General features: G+C 58.7%; 24 protein-coding genes. 8 read left to right on the top strand and 16 right to left on the bottom strand.

Going from position 1 to position 23,661, the window contains the following annotated elements:
* Positions 1-40: 40 nt before the first annotated feature.
* The gene (locus HY17_RS08010) at positions 41-781 is read left to right on the top strand and encodes an SDR family NAD(P)-dependent oxidoreductase (RefSeq protein WP_034765522.1); all 741 of its coding nucleotides are present in this window, start codon (positions 41-43) and stop codon (positions 779-781) included.
* Entirely contained in the window at positions 781-1,737 is a 957-nt protein-coding gene (locus tag HY17_RS08005) for an alpha/beta hydrolase (protein ID WP_034765518.1), read from the top strand. The genes HY17_RS08010 and HY17_RS08005 overlap by 1 nt, the downstream gene beginning before the upstream one ends.
* Here HY17_RS08005 and HY17_RS08000 read toward each other — a convergent pair.
* From HY17_RS08000 to HY17_RS07985, 4 genes are all read right to left on the bottom strand, one after another.
* Positions 1,734-2,276, bottom strand: coding sequence for a GNAT family N-acetyltransferase (locus HY17_RS08000; protein WP_065382929.1), 543 nt, complete (start codon positions 2,274-2,276; stop codon positions 1,734-1,736). The genes HY17_RS08005 and HY17_RS08000 overlap by 4 nt on opposite strands.
* 115 nt (positions 2,277-2,391) lie before the next feature.
* The gene (locus HY17_RS07995; protein WP_034765605.1) at positions 2,392-3,558 is read right to left on the bottom strand and encodes a CaiB/BaiF CoA-transferase family protein; all 1,167 of its coding nucleotides are present in this window, start codon (positions 3,556-3,558) and stop codon (positions 2,392-2,394) included.
* 88 nt (positions 3,559-3,646) lie between these two features.
* Positions 3,647-3,805, bottom strand: a complete 159-nt coding sequence (locus HY17_RS20690) for a helix-turn-helix domain-containing protein (protein WP_369802183.1) — start codon at positions 3,803-3,805, stop codon at positions 3,647-3,649.
* A gap of 266 nt (positions 3,806-4,071) precedes the next feature.
* The gene (locus tag HY17_RS07985; protein WP_197020251.1) at positions 4,072-5,064 is read right to left on the bottom strand and encodes a hypothetical protein; all 993 of its coding nucleotides are present in this window, start codon (positions 5,062-5,064) and stop codon (positions 4,072-4,074) included.
* Positions 5,065-5,370: 306 nt separating this feature from the next.
* On the opposite strand from HY17_RS07985, the gene HY17_RS07980 reads away from it, so the two are divergent.
* Positions 5,371-5,676 (top strand): hypothetical protein, encoded by a 306-nt coding sequence (locus HY17_RS07980; RefSeq protein WP_034765510.1) that lies wholly within the window; start codon positions 5,371-5,373, stop codon positions 5,674-5,676.
* An 80-nt stretch (positions 5,677-5,756) separates the two neighbouring features.
* Here the strand turns inward: HY17_RS07980 and HY17_RS07975 are convergent, their stop codons facing one another.
* On the bottom strand, positions 5,757-6,389 hold the full coding sequence (locus HY17_RS07975) for a peroxiredoxin (RefSeq protein ID WP_034765506.1): 633 nt from the start codon (positions 6,387-6,389) through the stop codon (positions 5,757-5,759).
* 368 nt (positions 6,390-6,757) lie between these two features.
* Here HY17_RS07975 and HY17_RS07970 point away from each other — a divergent pair, with 368 nt between their 5' ends.
* The gene (locus HY17_RS07970) at positions 6,758-7,216 is read left to right on the top strand and encodes an Rrf2 family transcriptional regulator (protein WP_034765502.1); all 459 of its coding nucleotides are present in this window, start codon (positions 6,758-6,760) and stop codon (positions 7,214-7,216) included.
* Here HY17_RS07970 and HY17_RS07965 read toward each other — a convergent pair.
* Genes HY17_RS07965 through HY17_RS07950 form a run of 4 tightly spaced genes read right to left on the bottom strand, consistent with a single transcriptional unit; the run spans position 7,213 to position 10,628 of the window.
* Complete coding sequence (locus HY17_RS07965; RefSeq protein ID WP_034765499.1) at positions 7,213-7,716, bottom strand: hypothetical protein; 504 nt, start codon at positions 7,714-7,716, stop codon at positions 7,213-7,215. The genes HY17_RS07970 and HY17_RS07965 overlap by 4 nt on opposite strands.
* A 2-nt stretch (positions 7,717-7,718) precedes the next feature.
* Positions 7,719-7,838: a cytochrome bd-I oxidase subunit CydX gene (cydX, locus tag HY17_RS07960; RefSeq protein WP_034765495.1), complete on the bottom strand. Its 120-nt coding sequence runs from the start codon at positions 7,836-7,838 to the stop codon at positions 7,719-7,721.
* A 30-nt stretch (positions 7,839-7,868) separates the two neighbouring features.
* Positions 7,869-9,011: a cytochrome d ubiquinol oxidase subunit II gene (gene cydB, locus HY17_RS07955; RefSeq protein WP_034765490.1), complete on the bottom strand. Its 1,143-nt coding sequence runs from the start codon at positions 9,009-9,011 to the stop codon at positions 7,869-7,871.
* Between the two features lie 12 nt (positions 9,012-9,023).
* On the bottom strand, positions 9,024-10,628 hold the full coding sequence (locus HY17_RS07950) for a cytochrome ubiquinol oxidase subunit I (RefSeq protein ID WP_034765486.1): 1,605 nt from the start codon (positions 10,626-10,628) through the stop codon (positions 9,024-9,026).
* A gap of 129 nt (positions 10,629-10,757) precedes the next feature.
* On the opposite strand from HY17_RS07950, the gene cydD reads away from it, so the two are divergent.
* Positions 10,758-12,449 carry a thiol reductant ABC exporter subunit CydD gene (cydD, locus tag HY17_RS07945; protein WP_081813042.1) on the top strand — a complete coding sequence of 564 codons (1,692 nt, stop codon included), beginning with the start codon at positions 10,758-10,760 and terminating at the stop codon, positions 12,447-12,449.
* The gene (locus tag HY17_RS07940; protein WP_034765483.1) at positions 12,443-14,089 is read left to right on the top strand and encodes an amino acid ABC transporter ATP-binding/permease protein; all 1,647 of its coding nucleotides are present in this window, start codon (positions 12,443-12,445) and stop codon (positions 14,087-14,089) included. The genes cydD and HY17_RS07940 overlap by 7 nt, the downstream gene beginning before the upstream one ends.
* Positions 14,090-14,094: 5 nt before the next feature.
* On the opposite strand, the gene HY17_RS07935 is transcribed toward HY17_RS07940, so the two are convergent.
* The 7 genes from HY17_RS07935 to HY17_RS07905 all read right to left on the bottom strand — a co-directional run bounded on the left by HY17_RS07935 (position 14,095) and on the right by HY17_RS07905 (position 21,235).
* Complete coding sequence (locus HY17_RS07935; protein WP_034765482.1) at positions 14,095-15,306, bottom strand: DUF3422 domain-containing protein; 1,212 nt, start codon at positions 15,304-15,306, stop codon at positions 14,095-14,097.
* A 129-nt stretch (positions 15,307-15,435) separates the two neighbouring features.
* A complete protein-coding gene (locus tag HY17_RS07930; protein WP_034765481.1) occupies positions 15,436-16,557 on the bottom strand; it encodes a PepSY domain-containing protein in 1,122 nt (373 codons plus the stop codon).
* Between the two features lie 185 nt (positions 16,558-16,742).
* Positions 16,743-17,114, bottom strand: a complete 372-nt coding sequence (locus HY17_RS07925; protein ID WP_139068921.1) for a hypothetical protein — start codon at positions 17,112-17,114, stop codon at positions 16,743-16,745.
* Positions 17,115-17,427: 313 nt separating this feature from the next.
* The gene (locus HY17_RS07920; RefSeq protein WP_034765479.1) at positions 17,428-18,369 is read right to left on the bottom strand and encodes a nucleotidyl transferase AbiEii/AbiGii toxin family protein; all 942 of its coding nucleotides are present in this window, start codon (positions 18,367-18,369) and stop codon (positions 17,428-17,430) included.
* Positions 18,366-18,959 (bottom strand): hypothetical protein, encoded by a 594-nt coding sequence (locus HY17_RS07915; RefSeq protein ID WP_034765478.1) that lies wholly within the window; start codon positions 18,957-18,959, stop codon positions 18,366-18,368. The genes HY17_RS07920 and HY17_RS07915 overlap by 4 nt, the downstream gene beginning before the upstream one ends.
* A 540-nt stretch (positions 18,960-19,499) precedes the next feature.
* Positions 19,500-20,204 carry an IS6 family transposase gene (locus HY17_RS07910; RefSeq protein ID WP_034765475.1) on the bottom strand — a complete coding sequence of 235 codons (705 nt, stop codon included), beginning with the start codon at positions 20,202-20,204 and terminating at the stop codon, positions 19,500-19,502.
* Positions 20,205-20,359: 155 nt separating this feature from the next.
* Positions 20,360-21,235 (bottom strand): LysR family transcriptional regulator, encoded by an 876-nt coding sequence (locus HY17_RS07905; RefSeq protein WP_051599829.1) that lies wholly within the window; start codon positions 21,233-21,235, stop codon positions 20,360-20,362.
* Between the two features lie 95 nt (positions 21,236-21,330).
* Between HY17_RS07905 and HY17_RS07900 the strand changes: the two genes are divergently transcribed.
* Positions 21,331-22,482 carry an isovaleryl-CoA dehydrogenase gene (locus tag HY17_RS07900; RefSeq protein ID WP_034765471.1) on the top strand — a complete coding sequence of 384 codons (1,152 nt, stop codon included), beginning with the start codon at positions 21,331-21,333 and terminating at the stop codon, positions 22,480-22,482.
* Positions 22,479-23,661 (top strand): carboxyl transferase domain-containing protein (locus tag HY17_RS07895; RefSeq protein WP_034765595.1); only part of this gene is annotated, 1,183 nt, incomplete at its 3' end. The genes HY17_RS07900 and HY17_RS07895, both read left to right, overlap by 4 nt.

Here is a 23,661-nt window from a genome sequence, read left to right as displayed (position 1 = left end):
GTCCCGGCTAGACTGGTGCGTAATGTATCAGGAGGAACACATGGCAGATCCGCTTTTCAGTCTTGAAGGCAAAGTCGCCCTCGTCACCGGCGGCAGCCGCGGCCTCGGCTATCAGATGGTCAAGGCTTTTGCCGAACGCGGTGCCGATGTGATCATCGCCAGCCGCAAGGTTGAGGCCTGTGAAGAAGTCGCCAAAGAAGTCCGCGCCATGGGCCGCAAGGCCCTCGCCATCGGCGCCCATTGCGGCAAGTGGGACGACATCGACCAGCTGATCGAGGCCGCCTATGCCGAATTCGGCCGCGTTGACATCCTCGTCAACAATGCCGGCATGGGCCCGATGGTGCCCAGCCACGAAGTGCCGGAAAACCTGTTCGACAGCGTCGTGAACCTCAATTTCAAAGGCCCTTACCGCCTCGCCGCCATCATCGGTGACCGCATGAAGAAGGCAGGCGGCGGCTCCATCATCAACATCTCCTCCATCGCCTCGCTGGTGCCGATGCCTCGCGTCGTTTCCTATGCCGGCGCCAAAGCCGCGCTGAATGCCATGACCACCAGCTTCGCCCGGGAATATGGCCCCGAAGTCCGCGTGAACTGCATCGCAGCAGGGCCCTTCCTGACAGACATCTCCAAGGCCTGGACGGAAGAGGCGCGCGAGACTTCAGACAACGCCCTCGGTCGCCCAGGCCGGCCGGAAGAGATTGTCACCGCTGCGCTCTATCTCGCCTCCGATCATTCCAGCTTCACGACCGGCTCCATCATCCGGGTTGACGGAGGCGCGTAATGTCATCCGAGCATCTGCTGGAACCGGACCTGAAGGATTTCTTCCTGTCCATGCCGCCCTTGACGCTGTCGCGGGAGGCCATGCCCGCCATCCGCGAAGCGCGCGAGAAGATGGCGATGGAGCAGATGCCCCCGCTGCCGCCGGAAGTTTCCATCGTGCAGGAACTGGCGCCCGGCCGCGATGGCGCGCCGGATGTGCGGATGAAGATCTACCGCACGCCGTCCGACCGCAAAGACCGGCCTGCCATCCTGCACCTGCATGGTGGCGGCTACGTGCTGGGCAGCCCGGAAAGCAATGCGCCGCAGCACTGCGCCTGGGCAAAGGGCATGGATGCGGTCGTCGTCGCACCGGCCTATCGCCTCGCGCCCGAGACGGCCTATCCCGGCAATGTCGAAGATGCCTATGCGGCGCTGGCCTGGCTCCACAGGAATGCCGATCAGCTGGGTGTCGACACATCCAAGATCGCCGTAGCTGGGGAAAGTGCAGGCGGCGGGCTCGCTGCGGCGCTCGCACTGCTCGTCCGTGACCGGAAGGAGTACAGCTTCTGCTTCCAGTACCTGATCTTCCCGATGCTGGACGATCGCACCACGATCCGCGCCGACCTCTCGCATGTGTTTGGGGAATATGTCTGGGACCGGGAGAAGAACCATTTCGGCTGGGCCGCCCTGCTGGGTCAGGCGCCGGGCGGACATGACGTCTCGCCCTATGCCGCCGCTGCCCGGGCGGATGATCTGTCCGGCCTGCCGCCGACCTTCATCTCGACCGGCGCTCTGGACCTCTTCACGGAAGAAGACCTCGAATATGCCCGCCGCCTGATGGCGGCCGGGGTGCCGGTGGAGCTGCATGTCTATCCCGGCGCGCCGCACGGCTTCATGTGGGTGCCGAAAGCGCGGGTGACGAAGCAATACGCCCGCGACGCCTGGGACGCGTTAGCGAGGGGGATCGGGGCTGCCTAGACGCCGGTGGCCCGGGCCTCGTCCGCAGTGATGCAAAAGACAAGGCTGGGCGGCGCGTCCGGCCAATCCTTCACCGTCTCGGTCTGACGCATGTTCAGCTGTTCCAGCGCCTCAATGATCTTCTGGTTATCCGGGCGGACAATGGCGTGAACCGCACCCGCGTCCAGCAAATCGAACGCCTCGTGGAAACTTGCCCGGCCAAGTTCCTGCCCATATCCCTTGCCCCAGGCCTCACGGGCCAGGCGGAAACGGAGATTGAACCGCTCCTTACCGTTGATTTGCCGGTAAGCCAGCCCGCCGAAGCCGATCACATGGTCCCGGTTCTCCACTGTTGAGACCGCCCAGTGACCGAACCCATATTTCCACCAATGGTCTTTGATGGTCTGGAGCATGCGCCGGCTGTCACTCTTGTCGACCAGCGGGCCAGACGGCGCATAGGCAGAGACCTCCGGGTCGCTGAAAATCGCGAAATGGCGCTTCAGATCATCCATTGTCGGTTCTCTGAGCGCCAGAGAGCCAAAGGTCGTTAGTTCACTCATGAACGCGGTTCCACATTTCCCGCCGGGATTTGTGGCTACAGTCCTGATGTCCGCAAAGCGCGGTGTCAATTTCAACTGAAAGGAAAACTGTGAATCGTTCTCAACGGGAGAAACGTCAGTCCTTCTTCAGGCCCAGCTCCGAAAGCACATCCTCGGTATGCTCTCCGATGGCCGGAGCCGGCGTGATCTCCCTCTGCGGCTGGCCGACGAACTGGACCGGCGGCTGCGTTTCCCAATAACCACCTTCCGTCGGGTGTTCGCGGCGCTGGAAGAAGTTCACAGCCTTCAGATGCGGATCGTCCTGAAGGTCCGGAAAATCATTCGCCCGTGCTGCCGGAATGTCGGCTTCGGCCAGCAGTTTCAGCCAGTGCTCTGTCGTGTGATTGACGAAATAGTGCTGCACGCGCTCCATCATGTAATCCATGTTGAAGAAACGGCCGCGCCGGTCAGCGATGCGCTGGTCCTCCAGCTCCTCCGGCGCACCCATCACCTCAAACAGCTTCACCCACCGCTGATCCACATAAGGCGCGATCACGATATAGCCGTTCGCCGTCTGGAGCGGCTGGCGGCACGGATCGACCTGACGCTGGTAGCAGAACGGACCCACTGCCGGATCGAACGCCGCCTCGTAGAAATGCTCCTCGAGCAGGAAATGCGTGATGCATTCGAACATCGGCACCTCCACATGGACGGCCTCACCGGTCCGATCGCGCTGGCGGAGCGCTGCCAACGTCGCATAGACCGCATGGAGGCCAGAGACCTTGTCGGCAAAAGCCGTCGGGATGAATCGTGGGCGCGGATTGCCATCCACTTTCGGCAACAGACTGGTCGCAGCGGAGAGGCCCTGGATCAGGTCGTCATAGGCCGGCCGGCCTGCATAGGGACCTTCCGATCCGAAGCCGAGGCAATGGACATAGACAATGTCCGGCTTGATCGCCTTCACTTCCTCGAAAGTCAGCCCCAGCCGCGCCACGGCATCCGGGCGGATATTGTGGATGAACACATCGCTGCGCTCGATCAGCCGGCGGATCGCTTCCTGGCCTTCGTCGGATTTCATGTCCCAGACGACCGATCGCTTGCCGCGATTGATCGTCATGTGGCAGGGACCCATATGTCGGTTGTTGGCAGACTTGCCCACATTGCGAAAATCGTCACCGCTGGCTGGCTCAACCTTCACCACATCTGCGCCCATATCGGCCAGGGTCTGGGTGCAATACGGCCCGAAGATCACCGTGGTCATGTCGGCAATTCGGATATCGGACAGCACGCTTGTTCCCGGCATGGGCATCTCCTCGTTTTTCATCTTCAATGGGACAGGCCGGAAGGCCTTGGCAAGGCCTGCCGCGCGGGGATTTCCTAAGGGAAACAGGTCAGGTGAGCAGGCCGACCGGCACGTCCAGAGCGTCCGACAAACGTTTGGCCGTTTTCAGCCCATACGGCATGCCACGCTCAATAGCGGAGATATGATTGGCGCGTATCCCGCTGCGCTCGCCCAGCTCCTTCTGGGTCAGCAACCGATACTGGCGCACAGCGCGAACCGGATTTTCGCCCTGATCGATCAGCTCCAGCACATCGGCGGGTAGATTTGCCGGGTCTGTTGCGCTGACTTCGCGGGCGAGGCGATCCAGAGTCTTTTCGAGCGACGCCACTTTCGCCTCAAGGTCCAACACCTTGATCTCAAGAGAATAAACGAGCTGAGGATCGCCAGACATATCGGAACGCCCCGTACCTTCGGGCCTTCCATATGTCTGTTCGTCAACGGTTTCTTGTCTGAGCCGTCAAACTTATGTGACAGTCAGGATGCCTGCATCAGATCAGCCGCGCCATGTGCACCAGCTGCTGCAGCCCGGAGATTCCCTGCCATCCAGTCAAGCGAGGTGTTCACACGCTCCACTGCATTGCGCTCTGCACTCAGCACGCTCTGCTCACCGCGCGGAAGATAGAAATAGGGGTTTGCCTCCCATAGGATGACACTGCCATCCGGACGGATGCTGTAGTCGACTGCCGCAAAGTCCAGCCCGAGCGCCTGCACGGCCTGAACAAGCGTTCTGGCATGGAGCGGATCGGTGTCAAAATAGGCCTTGTCTTCCCGGATCAGATCCTCGAGCAGCTTGCGATTGTAGCCCAAGCGATGCCCCAGGCGCCGGCGCGGGCGAGCCTCCCGCTTCAGCAGGCAATTCGACAGGCCGACCACAGTACCGGAAGCGAAGAACAGGTGACTCGGCATGACCGCATCACCGAACACGAAGGCGCGGGCCTTGTGGTGGTAACGAGAAAACAGGCTGGAGGGGTTTGCCTTGGCGGCACGGTATTCCGACCGGATATCGAACAGCTGGATGACCGCGACGGGAAACACGCATTCACGCGCCGCGCGTTCCACATCCGCCTCAGTTCGGACAATCCGGACATCCCGTTGGGCATGTTCGACATCGGATCGAAGAATACAGTTGCCGCCCAGTTCCTTGCAAACCTGCGCCAGGCTGGAGGGCCTGTTGACGATGCGGGCGCGCGCCGACGGCACGCGTTCCTGGTTCCAGATCGCGGACTGGCGTGTCTTCGCCGTATTGCTCAGCGCTTCGGGACTGTTGAGGACACGGATATTGGCGGCGCGGGCAGCATTGGCGATTTCGACCGCCTCGGCAAAGCAATCGGGATATTTCTCTTTTAAAGGATCGCCAAGCCAGAACATGACGAGGTCAACGCCCGATAGATCTGGCGGGTGTGAGCCAGTTTCATGACAGCGAATGCGCGCCGCAAGGTCAGGATCGGTTTGCCGGACGCGATCCATGAACACGCCGCCTGTTGGCACATCGCGGCCGCGCCCCGGTCCATGAACAACTGTGAGAATGTCGCCCTGCGTGCCCATCGTCCTGCTTGCGCCTTCCTGTGCCAATACGTTCCGGAACCCTGCTCCGGAGGCCTTTTGCCAGGACCATTCGCAACTTTCTTGCCAGTTGAGTGGCGACGACCGAATGGCGTGAACAGGCGTATTTATTGGAAATTACGGGATCATACCTGGTCCTGCCGGCAAGACTTAACCGACCTTAACCGAATCGCCGGCATGCTTTCGTCATCCCGGAATGAGGAGGCTGATATGTCCATCAAATGGGTTCGGCGGCGCGCACATGTCCGGCGTCTGGCATCGGGGGACTGTGTCCAGGTTGCGCCCAGTTGGGTGCCCGTGGAGGACAAGGGCGGCGATGCGAAGGGCGCATCTTTCCACTCGGCCTGCCCGGTTTGCGATGCCCCGATTCTCAGTCTGCGCATGCCAAATGGCGGCTGGGTCCATTTCGAACGGGGCATCGGCCTGTCCCGCCTGAAACACCCTTGCTTCTATATCGGCGAAGATATCGCGAATGTCCGCGACGAGGCGACCGGCGACCTGTTCGGCGACGCCTGAAAAGGAAATCGCGCAGGTGACGGGCACCTGCGCGATCCTGGCCGCCCTAAAGGGAGGAGGTCAGAAGGGCAGCGGTCTCATCAGGCCTTCACGTCCGTGAGGCGCAGATAGGGACGAAGGGTTTCCCAGCCCTGCGGGAACAGGGACTTGGCTTCCTCATCGCCGATAGACGGCGGAATGATCACCTTCTTGCCCGGGACCCAGTCTGCCGGCGTCGCGATCTTGTTCGCGTCACTGGTCTGGAGGGCGTCGATCACGCGCAGGATCTCGTCAAAGTTCCGGCCAACAGCCATGGGGTAGGTCATCGTCAGGCGGATCTTCTTGTCAGGGTCGATAATGAAGACCGACCGTACGGCCTGGGTGTCACTCTGATCGGGATGGATCATGTCGTAGGCCTGTGCGATCTTGAGATCCTTGTCGGCCACAATCGGGAATTCCAGATTGGTGTTCTGGGTATCGTTGACGTCCTCGATCCATTTGATGTGCTCTTCCACCGTATCGGTCGACAAGCCGAGGGGCTTCACATTGCGGGCGGCGAATTTGTCCGCCAGCTGAGCGGTGCGCCCCATTTCCGTGGTGCAGACCGGCGTGAAGTCAGCTGGATGGGAAAAGAAAAAGACCCAGCTGTCGCCTGCCCAATCATGGAAAGAGATCTCTCCTTTCTGGGTGGCAACGGTAAAGTCCGGGGCGATATCTCCGATACGCAATGACATGGCAGTATTCCTTTCGTGAAGTTGGCGATCTTTTTCCGGCTTCGGCCAGGCTGTTTACCGGGCCGCTTCCTAGAACATATGTGTTATATTATGTGACACTTTTCAAACTCATTCTGCCGATGCCTGCCATAGGTAGAATTTATGGAAAAACGCGTGGCGCGGACGACACTTAGAACCGGATTATTGTTCTGTTTTTTATAACTAATATTTGCAAGAACCGGCATTCAGAATAGCCAGAAGACGCTGATCCACGTAGAGTTACGGATTGACAATGCTCTCTGTGCCCCCAGAATAGTGTCAATAACTTTCACACTTTTATGTGTCATAAACAGGCTGGGTGGCGGACCAACCGGGAGGAAACAGGACACGTGCGACTAACAGCCTATACAAACTATGCGCTCCGGACGCTGATGTATTGCGCATTGCACCCGAACCAGCTGGTGCGTATTCAGGATGTTGCCGATGCGCATGGCATCTCCAAGGCACACCTTCTCAAGGCAGCGCGTCAACTGGGCCAGCTCGGTTATCTGGAAAATATCCGCGGCCGCGCTGGTGGCGTGCGCCTTGGACGTCCGCCGGAACGCATTATCATCGGGGAAGTCGTGCGTCATACGGAAGGCGATCTCGAAATCGTCGAATGCTTCAACCCGACAACCAATACCTGCCCGCTGATCGGTGTTTGCAAGTTCAGCACATTGTTCCGCGCAGGCCTGCGCGCCTTCTTTGCCGAACTCGACAAGGTGACTTTGGCCGACATCGTCGCCAACGGCCCGGTATTGCTTGAACGGCTGGAATCCAACCGGGAAGCTCTCGCGACAGGCTGCTAATCCGCCGCTTCATCCTTCACTTCGACGACCTTGTAGCTGCCATGGCAGGCGGCGCATTTTCCCATGATGCCACTGACGGCCAGCTGGATCTCACCCATCTCCGCCGTCATGGCCATGCCTGAAATATCACTGAAATCCTGACGCATGGATTGGCCGATAGCCCGGAAGCCGTCCGGGGCTTTCGCCTGCACGGCCTGCCCTTGACCATTGCCGCGGCGGAGGCCGTCCGTCACATCGCGGATGGTTTGCCGGTCTTCTTCGGCAATGGCCGTTTCGATGGCCTCCAGCCCCTGAAGGAAGCCCAGCATCTCGGCGCTGACATGGGAACGGTCGTCCGCTGTAAAGTAAAGCGCCAGGCGGCCATCGGCCGTGCGTTCCGGCCGCGCCGTTTCGGCCGCCAGTTCGCTGAGGTCCTCTTGCGTCGAGACAAATCGCATCAGGCCAATGCCCATGATCAGGCCGAAAAAGATCCAGCCAAAGGCCGCCCAGGCTCTCTTCATGATCAGTCGATCTCCAGATCGTTTTCACCGGCTTCGCCCATGGACACTTCATTCCACATCGCGTTGAGGATGCCGAAGGTCAGCGCAAGGCCGAGGCCAAGAATCCAGCTGAAATACCACATATCGTTTTCCTTCCGCTTGATAAGCGTGAACTAGTAAGTGCCGGGGGCGTTAGCCTCCTCCGTGGTCAGACGACCAAAGAGGACTTTGAACACCCAGGCCGTATAGGCCAGAATGATCGGAACAAAGATCACCGTCACGATCAGCATGATGAACAGGGTGAGATGGCTGGAAGAGCTGTCCCACACAGTCAGGCTGGCGTTGGGGTTGATCGAGCTTGGCAGGATGAATGGGAACATCGAGGTGCCAACCGACGCCACGATGCCGGTCGCCGCCAATCCTGAGCCGATCAGGGACAGCGACGTCTTGTTCCGGAGGCCAACAAAGGCCAGGGCCGAACCGATGAAGCCAAGCGCTGGCGCAAGGATCATCCACGGATACTTTCCGTAATTGGTCAGCCATGCACCTGCTTCCACCACGACGTCCTTGCGCAGCGGATTGGCGACACCGTTTGGATCCATGTCCGTCACGATACGATAGCCCATGCCGGTCACAGCGAGCCAGATGCCAGCAGCGGCATAGAACACGATGACCAGAAGCGCCGCGATCTGTCCGAACTTGGCCGCCCGGTTCATGACGTGACCGTGCTCAATCTTCACGACCAGCCACGATGCGCCATGGACCACCAGCATGGCGACGGACGCCAGGCCACACAGCAGGGCGAACGGGTTCAACAGGCCAAGCAGACCGCCGGTGTAAGTTGCCCGCAGCGTGCGGTCGATATCGAACGGGACACCCTGCAGCACATTGCCGAGCGCGACACCAAAGATCAGGGCAGGCACAAAACCGCCGACAAATAGCGCCCAGTCCCAGGACGTGCGCCATGTCGCGCTCTCCCGCTTGGACCGGTACTTGAATCCTACGGGCCTCAGGATCAGCGCGGCCAGCACCACGAACATGGCGAGATAGAAGCCTGAGAAACTGATCGCGTAGACGTAAGGCCATGCGGCAAACAATGCGCCGCCACCCGTGATCAGCCACACCTGGTGGCCTTCCCACATCGGGCCGATGGAGTTGATGACGAGACGGCGTTCCTTGTCGTTCTTTGCTACGAAGGGCAACAGCGAGGCGACGCCGAGGTCATAGCCGTCTGTCAGGGCGTAGCCGATTAGCAGCACACCGACGAGGCCCCACCAGAGGACTTTCAGCGTTGCATAGTCGAGAGGAAGCTCCATTGTCCTGTCCTCCTATTTGTCAAACTGGATGGTGCGCGGATGGGCCGGCACGGCGTCACTGTGGGTGTCGGGACCTCCGCCGCCTACACCCTGAGGCAGGATGCGTGCACCGGGGCCGAGCTTCACGGCGCGGATCATCAGGGTGATCTCGATCACGGCCAGCGTGCCGTAGAGGAGCGTGAAGCCGACCATGGTCATGATCACCTGCGTCGCCGACAGGCTGGAGACGCCCATGAAGGTGGGCAGCACACCGTCAATCACCCAGGGCTGGCGTCCGGTTTCAGCGAGAACCCAGCCAAGCTCCGCCGCAATCCACGGCAACGGGATGGAGTACAATGCCAGATACAGGAACCAGCGCGGAACTTTTCGCTTCAGGCTGACGAAATAGAAAGCCACGGCGAACACCGCGATGAACAGGAATCCGATCCCAGCCATGAGGCGGAACGAGAAGAATGACAAGGCCACGTTCGGAACCGTGTCCATGGCGGCCTTCTCGATCGTCGCACGGTCGGCAGTTGCCGGGTCATCGACATACCGTTTCAGGAGCATGGCGTAACCAAGATCCGTCTTGGTCTGTTCGAAGATCTCGCGCGCCTTGACGTCGTTCGGGTTGTCGTTCAGCGTTTCCACTGCTGTGTAGGCGCGGATCCCGTTTTCGATCCGGTCTTCCGCCACTGCGACGAGCGGCAGGATACCTTCCACTTCGCCATCCAGCGAGCGCGTCGCGATCAGGCCCAGCACATAAGGGATGTGAATGGCATATTCGGTTTTGTGCTCTGCCTGGTTGGGAATACCGATCAGTGTCAGCCCGGCCGGAGCCGGTTCCGTTTCCCACATGGCTTCCAACGCGGCGAGCTTCATCTTCTGGTTATCTGTCAGGGCATAACCGCTCTCGTCGCCAAGGACGACAACCGACAGGGCCGACAGAAGACCGAAGCTGGCCGCAACGGCCATCGAGCGCTTGGCGAGGCCGAGGTGCCGGTTCTTCAGAACATACCAGGAAGAAATACCGAGCACGAACACGGAGGCCGTCACATAGCCCGCGCTGACCGTGTGCACGAACTTCGCCTGCGCGACCGGATTGAACAGAACTTCCATGAAGTTGGTGACTTCCATCCGCATCGTGTCCGGATTGAATTCAGACCCGACCGGGTTCTGCATCCAGCCATTGGCGATCAGGATCCATAGCGCCGACAGGTTGGAGCCAAGCGCGACAAGGAAGGTGACCAGCCAGTGCGCCGGGCGGGACAGCTTGTCCCAGCCGAAGAACATCAGGCCGACCAGCGTCGCTTCCAGGAAGAAGGCCATCAGGCCCTCAATCGCCAGCGGAGCGCCGAAGATGTCGCCAACATAATGCGAATAATAGGACCAGTTCATCCCGAACTGGAATTCCATCGTGATACCGGTCGCAACGCCGAGCACGAAGTTGATGCCGAACAGCGTGCCCCAGAATTTGGTGGTGCGTCGCCACACCTCCTTGCCGGTCATCACATAAGCGCCTTCCATGACCACCAGCAGCATGGAAAGCCCAAGCGTCAGCGGCACGAAAAGGAAATGGTACATGGCTGTCAGCGCAAATTGCCAGCGCGACAGGTCAGCAACTAATAATTCAGGCATGGTCGTCTCCCGACCGCAAATCGGCGGTCTCTGGTCTACATGACGGCACAAATATGCCTGCCTTATTTAACAAACGATAGCGCAAAAAGTCGCATGCAATATAACACTTATAAGTCCTAATGACCCAATATGCCGGAAACCACTGAAATATCTGGGAAAAAGCGGACGCGGATTGTCCTGCAATCATGGGTAGGCAGATCGCAGCCGGCGGTCAGGCTTGGGCTTTCCTGTCAGCTGTTGGCGATGGCCGGCTGGATCGCAATCGCCTGGGGCATCGGACACAGCGTCGCTGCCATCACCGCAGGTCAGCCGGCTGGGCCCGGCCTGCCGATCGCAGCCGCAGGCGTCCTGTTCCGCGGTGTTTCAGGTTGGCTGGGCGACCTGCTGCTCGCCCGCGCCGGCCAGACTATGGTCACTTCCGCCCGCGCAGACATCTTCAAAACCCTGTCCGACGCCGGGGCCGGCTGGCTCGGCGGTGCTGACGCTGGCACACGCACGGCGCAGATCATTGACCGCACCGCAAAACTCGAAGGTTACGCCTCGCGCTGGCTTCCCGGCATGCGCCTCGCCGTTGCCGGGCCGGTAATCATTCTGATCGCTGTGGCGACGCAGACATGGCTGTCCGCCGTTCTTCTGCTGGTATCCGTCATGGTGTTGCCCATCTTCATCTGGCTGACCGCCAGCGAAACGGCGGCCCGGGCCAAGGCGCAACAGGCCGCGCTGGATCAGCTTTCCGGGGCATTCCAGTCCCGGGCCGCTCAATCCGGCCTGATACGGGCTTTCCGTGGCATCCGACGTGAGTCTGCCAAGCTCGAAGAAGCCTCCCTCCAGCTGCGCGACCGGACGATGTCCATCCTGCGCGTGGCGTTCCTGTCCACTGCCGTGCTGGAATTCTTTGCATCCGTCTCCATTGCGCTGGTCGCCGTCTATATCGGATTCAAGCTGTTGGGCGTTTTCCCCTTCGGCACGGGCGAAACTCTGACGCTTGCAGAGGGACTGACAGCGCTGATCCTCGCGCCGGAATTCTTCAGCCCTATCCGCAAACTCTCCAGCCTGCACCATGATCGCGCAGATGCGACCGCGGCTGCAGAGATGCTCTCGGAATGGCTGGCACACCGCGAACACCACCCGGTGAATAAACTGGCGCCGCTCCCCAAGGCCCCAGTCATCGTGTTCGATGAGGTCGCTCTTGGCTGGGGTGATGACCGCCTGGCTATCTCTGATCTCTCATTCGAAGCGCAACCAGGCATGGTGACCACACTCGCCGGTCCATCCGGATCTGGAAAATCCACGGCCCTGCTCGCCTTGATCGGCCGTGTCCGATTGGCCAGCGGACAGATCCGTGTCGGCCCGCATTCACTCGCACCCGGAGACAGTCTCGCAGATTCCATCGCCTATATCGGTCAGACGCCCTGGCTGATGGAAGGCTCGATCCGGGAAAACATTGCCATCGCCCGGCCGGACGCCAACCCTGTTGAGATCGAGGAAGCGGCGGCGCAGGCGGGCATTCTGGACTTCGCTTACGACAGCCGTGGCGGACTGGAGCAGACGCTCGCCCGATTTGGCGCGGGGCTGTCCGGCGGCCAGCGCCAGCGGATTGCCCTTGCCCGGGCTCTTTTGAGAAAAGCGCCGATCATCCTGTTGGATGAGCCGACAGCCCATCTGGATCCGGATGCAGAAAGGAAATTTCTTTCCAAGCTCGAAGACCTGGCAAAAGGCCGGACGCTTTTGGTGGCGACTCACTCCGACGCCCTTATCGCCGCTTCCGATGCGGTTATACGACTGCAGCCGCAACAAATGCCGGAGGAAGCCGGATGCTGAACCTCTGGCGCCTTCTCGGCCGGCCCGCGAAAATCCGTTTTGGCCTGACCCTGTTCCTCTCTGCCCTTGCCGGTGCATCGAGCATCGCCTTGCTTGGCCTGTCAGGCTGGTTCCTGACCGCTGCTGCGATCGCAGGCTCTGCCGGCGCGGGATATATCTTCAACCACCTCTATCCGAGCGCTGGCGTACGGGCAGCGGCATTCTTGCGTGTCCTGACGCGCTATGGCGAACAACTTGTCGGCCATGACGCGACATTGAGCCTGTCGGCGCGCTTGCGCCCCCAGCTCTTTGCGGCGAGCGCAGCCACCCAGCGGGGTTTCACCTCCATGCCAGCCCGTGAGCTCAGCACACTGATCGATGATGTCGAGGCAGCAGAGGCTGGATTCCTGCGCGTCTTCAGCCCGGCTGCGGCTGTCATCGCCGGCATTGCAGTCGCGCTTGGATTTGTCTTCGCAAATGACTGGGTCAGCGGGTTCCTCGCGCTTGGCGCCTTCCTGTGTACGGGCTGGATTTGCCCTGCCATGGCCGTCCGCCGGTCCCACCAGGCCGCCGAAGCTCATGCCCGACAGGCAGAACTGGCGCGGGAGCAAACGGCCCGTCTCGTTGAGAACGCCATTGAACTCGACATTCTTGGCGCCATCGGCCGTGAGACGGAAGCGGCGCAGACCGCACTGGAACAGCAGGTTGCCACCCGAGATGCCATCGAGGCACCCTACCGCAATCTCGGCACCTTCACAGCGACCGTCGGCCTTGCGCTGGCACTGCTCGTCCTATGGCGTGCCGCCGGAGCGCAGTCAGGTATCGCGATGGCAACCGGCGCAGCCCTCGCCCTCATGGCAGCGTTCGAGTCGACGGGCGCGATGCTGAAGATTTTCGATGCCCGTGCCCGCTCCGGCGTCGCGGCAAACCGCCTGGCCGCGCGCCTGCAGACAAGTGAAGCGAGTTGGGATCCTCCACTCGAAGCCGCACCTGTGCTGGACACGCTCTTCCCTCTCAAAGCGACCGGTCTCATGGCTCAGGCCGCGACCAATGCACCAATGATCGGCCCGCTGAGTTTTACATTGAAACCGGGAACGCTGTTGCAGCTGATTGGTCCATCTGGCAGTGGCAAGACGACGGTCGCCGAAACACTCATGCGCCTTCATCCGGTGTCGCCCGGCATGCTGCAATATGGCGATGTTCCCGCAGAGACTGCGCGTATCGCAAGCGTCCTGACCCATATCGCGATCAGTCCGCAAATGCCGGCTTTCCTGCCAGGCACACTCGGCGATCAGATGCGCCTTGCGGCGCCGGCAGCCTCGGATGACGACATCTGGAACGCGCTCCGCATCGCCTGTGCCGAGGCATTTGTGACGGCCCGGCCGGAAAGCCTGAACACCAGATTCAGTGAAGACGATTTGCCCTTTTCCGGCGGCGAATTGCGCCGCATCGGCCTCGCCCGCGCCCTTCTGACGAAACCTGAAATCCTGATCCTGGATGAGCCTTTCGCAGGGCTCGAGGCTGAACTCGCCCAGCGCCTTGCTGCAAACCTAGAAGACTGGGCAGCACAGGCACCCCGCGCCCTCATCGCACTGACCCACAAACCTTTGGATGCGCCGTTTGAAGACCTCGTCTCGGAACGGGTCTTCATCCAGTCTTGAGGTGCTCAGACTTCGTCGATCCGCGTTTTCGCCCGGCGCACGTTCAACCAGACCAAAGCGATCACGGCAGGCACGCTGACCGCTTGGAGAACAGGAACACTCACCACCGTATGCGGCAGCGATTTGATCAGCACACCAATCAGGCCGACGACATAGTAGGAAATCGCCGCGACAGAGAGCCCCTCGACAGCCTGGCCGAGATGCACCTGCTGGCGCGCACGCTTTTCCATCGAGACCAGCAAGGCCTGATTGTGTTCCTGCGAAGCCTGCTCCAACCGGGTCCGTGCCAACGCCATCGCTTCCGACAAGGTGACTGAAACATCTGCGATCCGACGGTCAAAGGCAGAAACGGTCTTGATTGCGGGCGCCAGGCGATGATCGACGAAGCCTTTCAGGGTCTGGCGCTGACCGATCGGTGCTTCGGCCAGGCTCTCCAATCGATCCGATACAATATCATAGTAGGCTTTCGACGCGGCCATGCGGTAACGGAGGTCGTCCCGCAAAGCACCAACTTCAGCAAGAAGCGCTGAAATCTCCCGGATCGTGTCTCCCAGAGTTTCGCCTTCGGACGCGCTCAAGGCGCGCATGGCACGCCCGGTCCGCGCTTCCAGGGACTGAAGCGCCGGCGTCGCTTGCCGAACCACCGGCAGGCCAAGAAGTGATGCCATCCGATAGGTTTCAAGATCGACCAGCCGCTTGACCAGCCTCCCCCGCGCAAAAGCGTCCTCGAATGCTCCAGACAATATATAAACGACCATCTGGTCTGCTCCGACCTGGAAGTCGGTCGCAACCTCCACCCCGGAAAACCGGGCAGCTCCGCCAAATATACGGCCTGGTCCGAAGACGTCTGCCATACCACTCCATCCGGCGGGCCGGATCAGTATCCGCGCTCCGGCCAACTGGCGCCCCGGACAGAGCGCGATGATGCTCAAGCTCTCAGTATCAGGCGGTCCTTCGCCCAGCCATGTGACAGAGACAAATTCTGTATGCCGCTCAATTCGCAATTGCCCGGCGGCAAGCTCCAGCACTTTGTGTCTGCAAGCCGGATCATACGGCGCTTGCCAGACTGCCGGATCTTCCGGCAAATCGTACAACACCCAGTTCCATACTTCAGCGGCCTCTGGCTCGATGGCCAGCGGCGGGCGCGCATGCGCCTCGGCCTGAATGCCGGCACGTTCCGGGTATTGTTCAAAGACCGGTCGGTTCGTTGTGCTCATCGAACACCTCCCCGGCCAGCCAAAGCAGGACACGCACCATGACGCCGACTGGCCGTCAGCTCATTTTACGTTTTTGTAAAATGAATTCTGAACGGCCGCCATGCGACGGATTGCGCAGAGCCCGGAAAATCAGGCTTTCGATGAATTTCGTATTCGGATCAAGCGCCGGATGGCCAAAGACATTCCCGTGTAAACGAGGACAATCGCGGCAATGGAAGCAAGCCCTGCCAGCGTCTGCCCGATGAGGCCATAGATCTCTCCGGTATGCACAAAACGTAGATAACGGCGGGCTTTCGACGCCGGGCTGGAAATATCACCAACTGGCGCCCCGATAAAACCGGAACCATCACGCGCGACACTCACGCTGCGCTGTTTCGACGCCTGGGTGCCATTGCCCCAATCGACCGCGAGCTCGAGCGTTGTCGCATTCGGCTCGGGAAGCGTAATGGAAACACGGCGCCAATTGCTGAATGGCTCAGTAGCCTGTGCGACCAGTTGATCAAGAGGCTGGACCTCCCCGGTCAGCACTGGTGGCGCTGCCGCAGCAGGCTGTCGCCCCGCACGTTGACCGCCTGGCGTTTCGCCGAATGCCGCATAGACCAGCTTGTTTGCCCAGCTGTAGGAGAAGACAGCGCCCGACACGATGATCAGGAAAAGTGGTACGAAGCTCCACGCCGCGAGTACATGGTGCCAGTTGTAGTGACGCGCCTTCGCATTTGTCAGGCCGCGCCGGAAAAAGAGCTGCATCTTCACCAGCGGCCACTTCCATTTGCGCGGCCACCAGAGCACAACGCCGGAAATCAGGAGCGCCCCAAAAATCAGGTTTGCTGCACCATTCACCGCGGCGCCCAATTCATTGCGCCCGCCTGTGAAAGCCAGCCAGCGATGAATGCGCATGACACGGCCGAAGAAGGCTTCAGTCTCTTCGCCCGCCCCATCGAGCACTTCGCCTGTATACGGATCAAGCAGGACCGAGTCCTGCCGCCCCTTGGACAGAGTCACAACATCCGAGGCACCCCTTTGAATTATCAAGGTATTTCCGGGTGCCCCACCCAGCGCCGCGGCCGCTTGTGAGAGCGCTTCAATACTCAACGGCTCAGCGCCGGCCGGCGCCTCAACAGCCGCGTTCTGCGCGGCGGCAACCATCTGGCGCTCATAGGTGAGCAGCACACCTGTTACAGACATCAGCAGGATCAGCGCTCCTGCCGCGAGCCCCATGACGAAGTGCGCCCAAAAGAAAATACGCCGCATACCAGAAGCCCCTTCATGAGTCCGTCTGCCAGATCTAACGACCCGGTAACATAAATCTGTCGCTGCTCACTGCATTGCCTCCGGCGCCTGCACCAGATGACAAAAGACCCCGGCGTGAGGCTCATGGGGACATTCCACTCAGACGCCGGAGTTGCCCCGCGGCCTACATCGGCAAGCTCAGCGGCCTAGTGCCGGTTTCTGGACGCGCAATCCACCTTCACGCTCACATCCTGGTCGCCGGAAATCTCGAGCATGGCCAGGAGCAATGGAAGCGCCATATAGGCTGGGTATTTTTCGGAAAGGCACATGCACCAGCCGGAGTCAGAGCCTGCTTGATGATCATCGGCCAGCTGCACGCCGATTTCCTTGCACTCCGACCAGAAGCTTCGCAACGCATCCCACCACCCCTTGGGTACAGGAATGTTCCCTCGCAGGACCGACTGCGCCTTTGACACAGGCACATCCTCATTCAATCGTGAGCTGATAATGTATACAAGATCCTCGGGCTGAATTCCGAGAAATTGCGCGCAAACCACAAAACCATAAGATGTATTCATGGATGTCCCCACAGCCATAATTAGAAACTTATTCGTGGGGATTGGAGTTTTCAACTATTGCGAAGCAATGTCTTGAAAATTCCAGGTCTCTGCATCCTTGTTGGTCATGTTCTGGAGCCGCACCGGCTCGCAAACCAAGCACAAATGGCCAAAGCCAAATTGAATACGGACCTTTTCCGCATAAGAAAAGCCCCCGAAATCCGCAAGGAAATCAGGGGCTTATTGGGTGCGGGAGGGCGCACCCCACAAAAGAGAAATATAGTAATTCCTTTTATTTCAGAGGGTTAGTGATTTCCCTGCACGCAACGATCATTCAAAGTTCCGGCAGGTGCTCGCTGATGCGTGCCAGAATATCGTCAAAGAGTGCAGGCTCCCTGTAGTAAAGCGCTCGTGACTTCACATAAGCTTCCGCGTACGCTTTTCGCGTTGCTGCGTCACTCAATAGAAAGGCTTCGTTCCTGGTGAGGTCCGGTTCATCTGCCTTGCGGAACCTTTTGGCCTTGTGGTCCTTGTATGCGTCTGTTCCGATGAACTCTTTCACCGAGGCGTCAGCGAGCAGGCAGTACACGTCATAATAGTGGCGCATGAAATTGACCGGCATATCGCCGTCCGCCTGCTGCTTGCGGAATTTCGTTGAGATGGTCTGGAGCTTTTCGACAAAAGTATAGCCCGGCTCATAGCAAGGCACATCGACCGCGCGGGTGTCGGTCAAGTCTGCAATCCCACTCTCGACTGCAAGTTCGTAGGCCCAGGATGAGATCGTACATGGCCGGTTCGGCGCCACCTGGTCGAACCCGACTTCGAGCAGGATGCCTGCCTTCAGCCCTTCTGGCAGTGGGTTCACCGACTCATACTTCAATCGAATGCCTGCGCCGCGATAGTGGCGTGTGTCGTCGAACTCTTCGTCGCGGACCACTTCGATAATGCCAGAAATTTTGATGGCTTCGGCCAGACCGTTGAAGAATTCGAGACGCGCTTTTACCTGCGCAGGCTTGTTGTGGTTTGGGCCATACTGGAGGTCGGCGTCTGGGTGGATCAGGATGTCGATGTCTTCCGAAAAACGGTCGATGAGGCCGTACCCCTTTGACAGCGAAGTTCCGCCTTTCAGCTCAAACCTGTAGTCAAGCTGCTGCAGTCCCCAGAGGCAATGCATCAACCAGTAGTCCTTTTCGATAAGGCCCGGATCGATAGTGTTGTTTCGCGCAGCAACAGCGATGAGGTCGGCAAAATCAGGCAGTTCGTGCAGAAGCGTCACGCGGCGGTTGTCTGATCAGGGTTCAATACAGGCTTGAGGAGCCTTGCAGCCCGCGCCGATCCGAAATCCTTCACGGCACGTGACAGTCGCGCGCGGTCCATACGTCGCGCACGCCTAAGTGCTTTGGGAAGTACCGTGGCCTTATCCTCGGGAAGCCGATCGAGGTTGTGCAACAGATCCACCAGGAGGAATTCTTCACTGAGGTTTGATGGCACAGACGTCCGCATGCGGAAATCATAGCGTTGACCATCCAGCTCGAAATGCCCGTGTCGTTTGCGATTATAAACAACTGGCTCATTGTAGAGCTGCGTCGTTCCCAATTCGAGGCTGTTATAGGCGTTTGGCCAAACCATAAGAAACCGGTCATCCCCCAGGAATGACTCAACCAACTTCTCCGGCTTGGCGGGTGCCTGCCCGAACCGGGTTTTTCTCGGAGCCATGTAGAGCCCTGCCCCAACTTTTTCGAGGCGTCCTTCGTCAAGCAGCTGTCCAACATGTCGATCGACAGCGTTTGACCAGGTCGCAAGCTCCTTGCGCCGGTACACCTGCCCGGGGCGCAATCTCCTTTTTAGTTTTGCAAGTGCTGTCATGTCCTGTCTCCATCACCGGCAATATAGGGGTCATGCTCCATACTATGCAACATTTATTATTAAAAATTCATGCACAATGAAGACAGAAATTACTCTCGGCACAGGCACAAGATCTCGATTTTAGTATGTTTTTTGGAATGAGAAAGTGGGTCCCTTAATCACCCGAACGGCACAGGCTGTACCGAACAAAAGGGTCTGGGGTCTAATTTATTTTTGAATTGAAGCTCGTACGCAGCAAACCAGGTTGCCCTTTCGCCAAGAGCCGACAGTGGATTTCCGAACCGCGAGTGACGCGCCTAACCCCAATCCCTGAAACCTAATCAATTCAACGCGTTATGGCGTCGAATTTTTCGCCTGTAGTGCAAAAAGTCTGCAATCTGTAGTGCAAACTGTGGTGCACTCCTTTCCTGTTTCCTGACTTCGACGCGGCCCATCCGCGCCATTCGTTTTGCTAACATGATTTGCCGCAATTGAAACAGCCTCCCAGGGTGCTGTCAGACGAATTCGAACCAGTCTCCGTTTTTCCCGGATGAGCAGGTCTCAGGCCGCGAGCAGCTCGCGCCATTCGAGAAGAGCGGCGTCACGTAACAATTTGAACCTGGCCCTGCTCTCGATATTCCTTTGATGATTGAAGTGATTGTACACAGACGAATGGATGGAGGCGAACTTTTGAAGACTTCGCATGTGCCTAAAGCGAGACATCGCCCGCTCTCGTCGCCGGAAAGGGAGGTGAGAATTTTCAGCTCGGTTGTTTAAATGTCGTCCAATTTCGCGACGGTGAGCATTTCCGATATCGCTCATGGCTGCGCCGTAGGAACGAAGCTTATCCGTGACTACGACCCGGGGGTTTCCATACCGCTTCATGGCTTTTCGCATAAATTTCAACGCAGAAGCCTTGTCGCTCGCCTTCGTCACGAATGACTCGAGAACTTCGCCTTCATGATCGACCGCACGCCACAGATAGTGAGTCTGCCCACGGATCTTTACAAAAACTTCGTCCAGGTGCCACTGCCACTGAATTCGCTGACGCATTCCCTCTGACCGGCGTTTTCGGATCTGATGAGCGAAATGGGTGCCGAACCGATCAACCCAATGTCGAACCGTTTCATGGCAAATGTCGATCCCGCGCTCATGTAGCAAGTCCTCAACATTGCGCAGCGAAAGCGGAAATCTGACGTACATCATCACCGCAAGTTGGATGATCTCGGGGGACGTCTTGAAATAGCGGAATGGCGATTGGGTCATTTTCCGACGCTAGACGCCCAGATTGGCCGCCTCAACCTCGATTCCCCTGACAACGCCCCTCCGAGGCTAGACGCTAGATTCGACTGCCTCAAACTCGTTTAATTTGACAATGCACGGTTCCTTTGACAATTCCATTCCCGATTTATGAGTGTGGCTCAGCCACGCCGTCCAACGAGTTCCCTGAATTTCTGGAAGGCTGGCGACCCGTCGAGCGCGGTACGATTCACGTCGGGAGAGTACATCAGACCAATTTTCCGTGTCAGGTCGAACCCGGTCAATCGAGCCTGCCAAACGCCTGGAGCACCGTGGGACTCCGGAACCACGGTCAAACCCAGGCCAGCCGCGACCATTGCCATGACCCTATCGTCCTGAGATGACCTGTATGCAAAAAACGGACGCACGCCGCGTTCAGTAAAGTATCGGCTTGTCTCGGATAGCGCTTCGCATTGGCGGCGTACGATCATGATGCTGTCGGCCAGGTCTTCGGCTTTCAGCACACTCTTGCCTGCCTGCGGATGAGTGCGCGGCAGGGCTGCGACATAACCTTCTTCAAACAGCACTTCTTCGCCAAGACGTTCCCCTCCCCTCTCCACAAGGGTCAAGGCAACATCGACGCGGCCGCGTCCGATACTATTCACAATCTCGCGTTCCGAACCGTCGACGACTTCAATGCGTTGCGACGGATCTGCGGCCAGCATCTGCGCGATGGCCGATTGAACAAGTGTGGAAGAAATCGTGTTGAGAATTCCGAGCTTCAGGACCTTGGAAGGCTGCACTTCCTGAATGGCGGCGAGAGACCGATTGAATTCACTTTCGATCCGCCGCGCATAGGGAAGGAAACGCGCACCGGCATCAGTCAGGTTTACCCGCTTGTTGTTGCGGTCGAACAAGCTTGCGCCAACCAGTTCTTCCAGCTTGGCAATACCAATGGACAGAGTCGGCTGGGCCACGTTCATTCGTTGGGCCGCACGGGAAAAATTACCGCTGTCGACGACAGCGAGGAAATAGCGGACGAGATAACGATCGATCATAGACAATGCTTATACTGTGGGGCCGTTTAATTCAATTTTTCCTATTTGATCAAATTTGCTAGTCCCTCGCAAAACACAGTCAGGGGCGCAGACACATGACGCTATTTGATTTCTCGCTCGGCGAAACGGTAGACATGATCCGTGAAACCTGCACGCGGTTTGCGCGCGACAAGCTTGCGCCGATCGCCGCCGAGATTGACCGGACCGATGAGTGCCCGCAGTGGGTCTGGACCGAAATGGGCGAGTTGGGACTTCATGGGATCACGGTTGAAGAAGAAGATGGCGGACTTGGACTGGGCTATCTGCACCATGTTGTTGCTATGGAGGAAATCTCCAGAGCCTCTGCCTCGATCGGGCTCTCCTACGGTGCCCATTCCAATCTCTGTATCAATCAGATCAGGCGCTGGGCAAGTCCGGACCAGAAAGCCCGCTACCTGCCAAAGCTGATTAGCGGCGAGTATGTCGGTGCGCTCGCCATGTCGGAAGCGGGTGCAGGTTCGGATGTCATGAGCATGATGCTGAAAGCCGAACAGGCGGATGGCGGATTCGTTCTCAATGGCAGCAAATTCTGGATCACAAATGGTCCCATTGCCGATACGATGGTCATCTACGCGAAGACCGATCCAGCGGCGGGTTCAAAAGGGCTAACGACTTTTCTTGTAGAGAAGGGTTTTGAGGGTTTTTCCGTTGCAAGAAAACTCGACAAGATGGGGATGCGAGGGTCCTACACCGGAGAGCTGGTCTTCCAGGACTGCTTTGTCCCGGATACGAATGTCATGGGTGACCTTGGTCAGGGCGCCGCCATACTAATGAGCGGTCTCGACTATGAGCGCACGGTGTTGTCGGGCGGACCGATCGGCATCATGCAGGCTTGCATTGATGCTGTCTTGCCCTATGCTCGCGAAAGGAAACAGTTCGGCCAGCCCATCGGCAATTTTCAGCTCATGCAGGCAAAACTTGCCGACATGTATGTCGCGCTGAATTCCGCAAGGGCTTATGTTTATGCCGTTGCTAACGCCTGTGACGAAGGCCGAACCACCCGATTTGACGCGGCAGGCGCCATACTGATGTCGAGTGAAAACGCGGTGCGCAGCTCGATGGAGGCAATCCAGGCGCTGGGCGGGGCCGGTTATACAAAGGAGTGGCCAGTCGAGCGATTTGCGCGAGATGCAAAACTCTATGACATCGGCGCCGGAACGAACGAAATCCGTCGCTTTCTCATCGGTCGGGAGCTCATGAAAGGATGAGCGGCGCCGTCATCAAGACACAGTTAAATCCGGCCGACACCGGGTTCGCCAGCAACAGTCGCCATAATCGTGAGCTCCGAGACCGCCTTCACGCCGATGTCGCTGACTTGGCGCGGGGCGGCAATAAACGGGCAAGAGAGCGACATACATCCCGGGGGAAACTCCTGCCACGCGATCGGGTCAGGCACCTGCTCGATCCTGTGAGCCCGTTTCTCGAATTGTCACAACTGGCGGCGTACGGAATGTACGGAGAAGACATCTCTGGTGCAGGACTGATAACCGGAATCGGCCAAGTTTGCGGCCGATCTGTCATGATCATTGTCAATGACGCAACTGTCAAAGGCGGCACCTACTATCCGTTGACGGTAAAAAAACACCTGCGCGCGCAGGAGATCGCGTTCGAAAACCGGTTGCCCTGCATCTACCTCGTCGATTCAGGCGGCGCGAACCTGCCACACCAGGATGAAGTTTTTCCGGACAAGGATCATTTCGGCCGAATCTTCTACAATCAGGCCAACATGTCGGCGCTTGGCATACCGCAGATCGCCTGTGTCATGGGAAGCTGCACGGCAGGCGGCGCCTATGTGCCGGCAATGTCGGATGAATCCATTATCGTTCGCAATCAGGGCACGATTTTCCTTGCCGGCCCACCACTGGTCAAAGCCGCAATCGGCGAAGTGATTTCAGCCGAGGAGCTGGGCGGCGGTGATACGCATAGTCGCAAATCAGGTGTCGCCGACCATCTGGCGGAAAATGATGAACACGCCCTCGCCATTGTTCGCGACATTGTGGCGACCCTTCCCGCGAACAGAAATGCGAACATCAATCTTCAACCTATCAGGCCGCCGCTTCATTCGCCGGAAGAAATATATGGCGTCCTTCCGCCCGACCTTCGGACACCATTCGACGTTCGGGAGATTATTGCCCGGCTCGTGGACGGCTCCCAATTCCATGAATTCAAATCACTCTATGGCGCGACACTTGTGTGCGGCTTTGCGCACATATGGGGAATCCCGGTGGCGATCCTGGCAAACAATGGCGTGCTTTACTCCGAAAGCGCACAAAAAGGCGCGCATTTTATCGAGCTTGCCTGCCAGCGCCGCATTCCCCTTCTTTTCCTGCAGAATATTTCCGGGTTCATGGTGGGGGGAAAATATGAAGCCGAAGGCATCGCCAAAC

The organism is Hyphomonas sp. CY54-11-8, assembly GCF_000682735.1.
Lineage (GTDB): Bacteria > Pseudomonadota > Alphaproteobacteria > Caulobacterales > Hyphomonadaceae > Hyphomonas.
The sequence above is the reverse complement of the archived record's forward strand: the minus strand, read 5'-3'. Positions and strand labels throughout refer to the sequence as shown.

Bases quoted from the DNA above. Each gene is read 5' to 3' on its own strand.
- HY17_RS07930 (WP_034765481.1), bottom strand. From the start codon at position 16,557: ATGCGGCGTATTTTCTTTTGGGCGCACTTCGTCATGGGGCTCGCGGCA.
- cydB (WP_034765490.1), bottom strand. From the start codon at position 9,011: ATGGAGCTTCCTCTCGACTATGCAACGCTGAAAGTCCTCTGGTGGGGC.
- HY17_RS07950 (WP_034765486.1), bottom strand. From the start codon at position 10,628: ATGCCTGAATTATTAGTTGCTGACCTGTCGCGCTGGCAATTTGCGCTG.
- HY17_RS07935 (WP_034765482.1), bottom strand. From the start codon at position 15,306: ATGAGCACAACGAACCGACCGGTCTTTGAACAATACCCGGAACGTGCC.
- HY17_RS07910 (WP_034765475.1), bottom strand. From the start codon at position 20,204: ATGACCCAATCGCCATTCCGCTATTTCAAGACGTCCCCCGAGATCATC.
- HY17_RS07995 (WP_034765605.1), bottom strand. From the start codon at position 3,558: ATGCCGGGAACAAGCGTGCTGTCCGATATCCGAATTGCCGACATGACC.
- cydD (WP_081813042.1), top strand. From the start codon at position 10,758: ATGCCGGAAACCACTGAAATATCTGGGAAAAAGCGGACGCGGATTGTC.
- HY17_RS07940 (WP_034765483.1), top strand. From the start codon at position 12,443: ATGCTGAACCTCTGGCGCCTTCTCGGCCGGCCCGCGAAAATCCGTTTT.
- HY17_RS07905 (WP_051599829.1), bottom strand. From the start codon at position 21,235: ATGATCGATCGTTATCTCGTCCGCTATTTCCTCGCTGTCGTCGACAGC.
- HY17_RS07965 (WP_034765499.1), bottom strand. From the start codon at position 7,716: ATGAAGAGAGCCTGGGCGGCCTTTGGCTGGATCTTTTTCGGCCTGATC.
- HY17_RS08010 (WP_034765522.1), top strand. From the start codon at position 41: ATGGCAGATCCGCTTTTCAGTCTTGAAGGCAAAGTCGCCCTCGTCACC.
- HY17_RS07985 (WP_197020251.1), bottom strand. From the start codon at position 5,064: ATGGATCGCGTCCGGCAAACCGATCCTGACCTTGCGGCGCGCATTCGC.
- HY17_RS07915 (WP_034765478.1), bottom strand. From the start codon at position 18,959: ATGACAGCACTTGCAAAACTAAAAAGGAGATTGCGCCCCGGGCAGGTG.
- HY17_RS07900 (WP_034765471.1), top strand. From the start codon at position 21,331: ATGACGCTATTTGATTTCTCGCTCGGCGAAACGGTAGACATGATCCGT.
- HY17_RS07925 (WP_139068921.1), bottom strand. From the start codon at position 17,114: ATGAATACATCTTATGGTTTTGTGGTTTGCGCGCAATTTCTCGGAATT.
- HY17_RS07980 (WP_034765510.1), top strand. From the start codon at position 5,371: ATGTCCATCAAATGGGTTCGGCGGCGCGCACATGTCCGGCGTCTGGCA.
- HY17_RS08000 (WP_065382929.1), bottom strand. From the start codon at position 2,276: ATGAGTGAACTAACGACCTTTGGCTCTCTGGCGCTCAGAGAACCGACA.
- cydX (WP_034765495.1), bottom strand. From the start codon at position 7,838: ATGTGGTATTTCAGCTGGATTCTTGGCCTCGGCCTTGCGCTGACCTTC.
- HY17_RS07975 (WP_034765506.1), bottom strand. From the start codon at position 6,389: ATGTCATTGCGTATCGGAGATATCGCCCCGGACTTTACCGTTGCCACC.
- HY17_RS08005 (WP_034765518.1), top strand. From the start codon at position 781: ATGTCATCCGAGCATCTGCTGGAACCGGACCTGAAGGATTTCTTCCTG.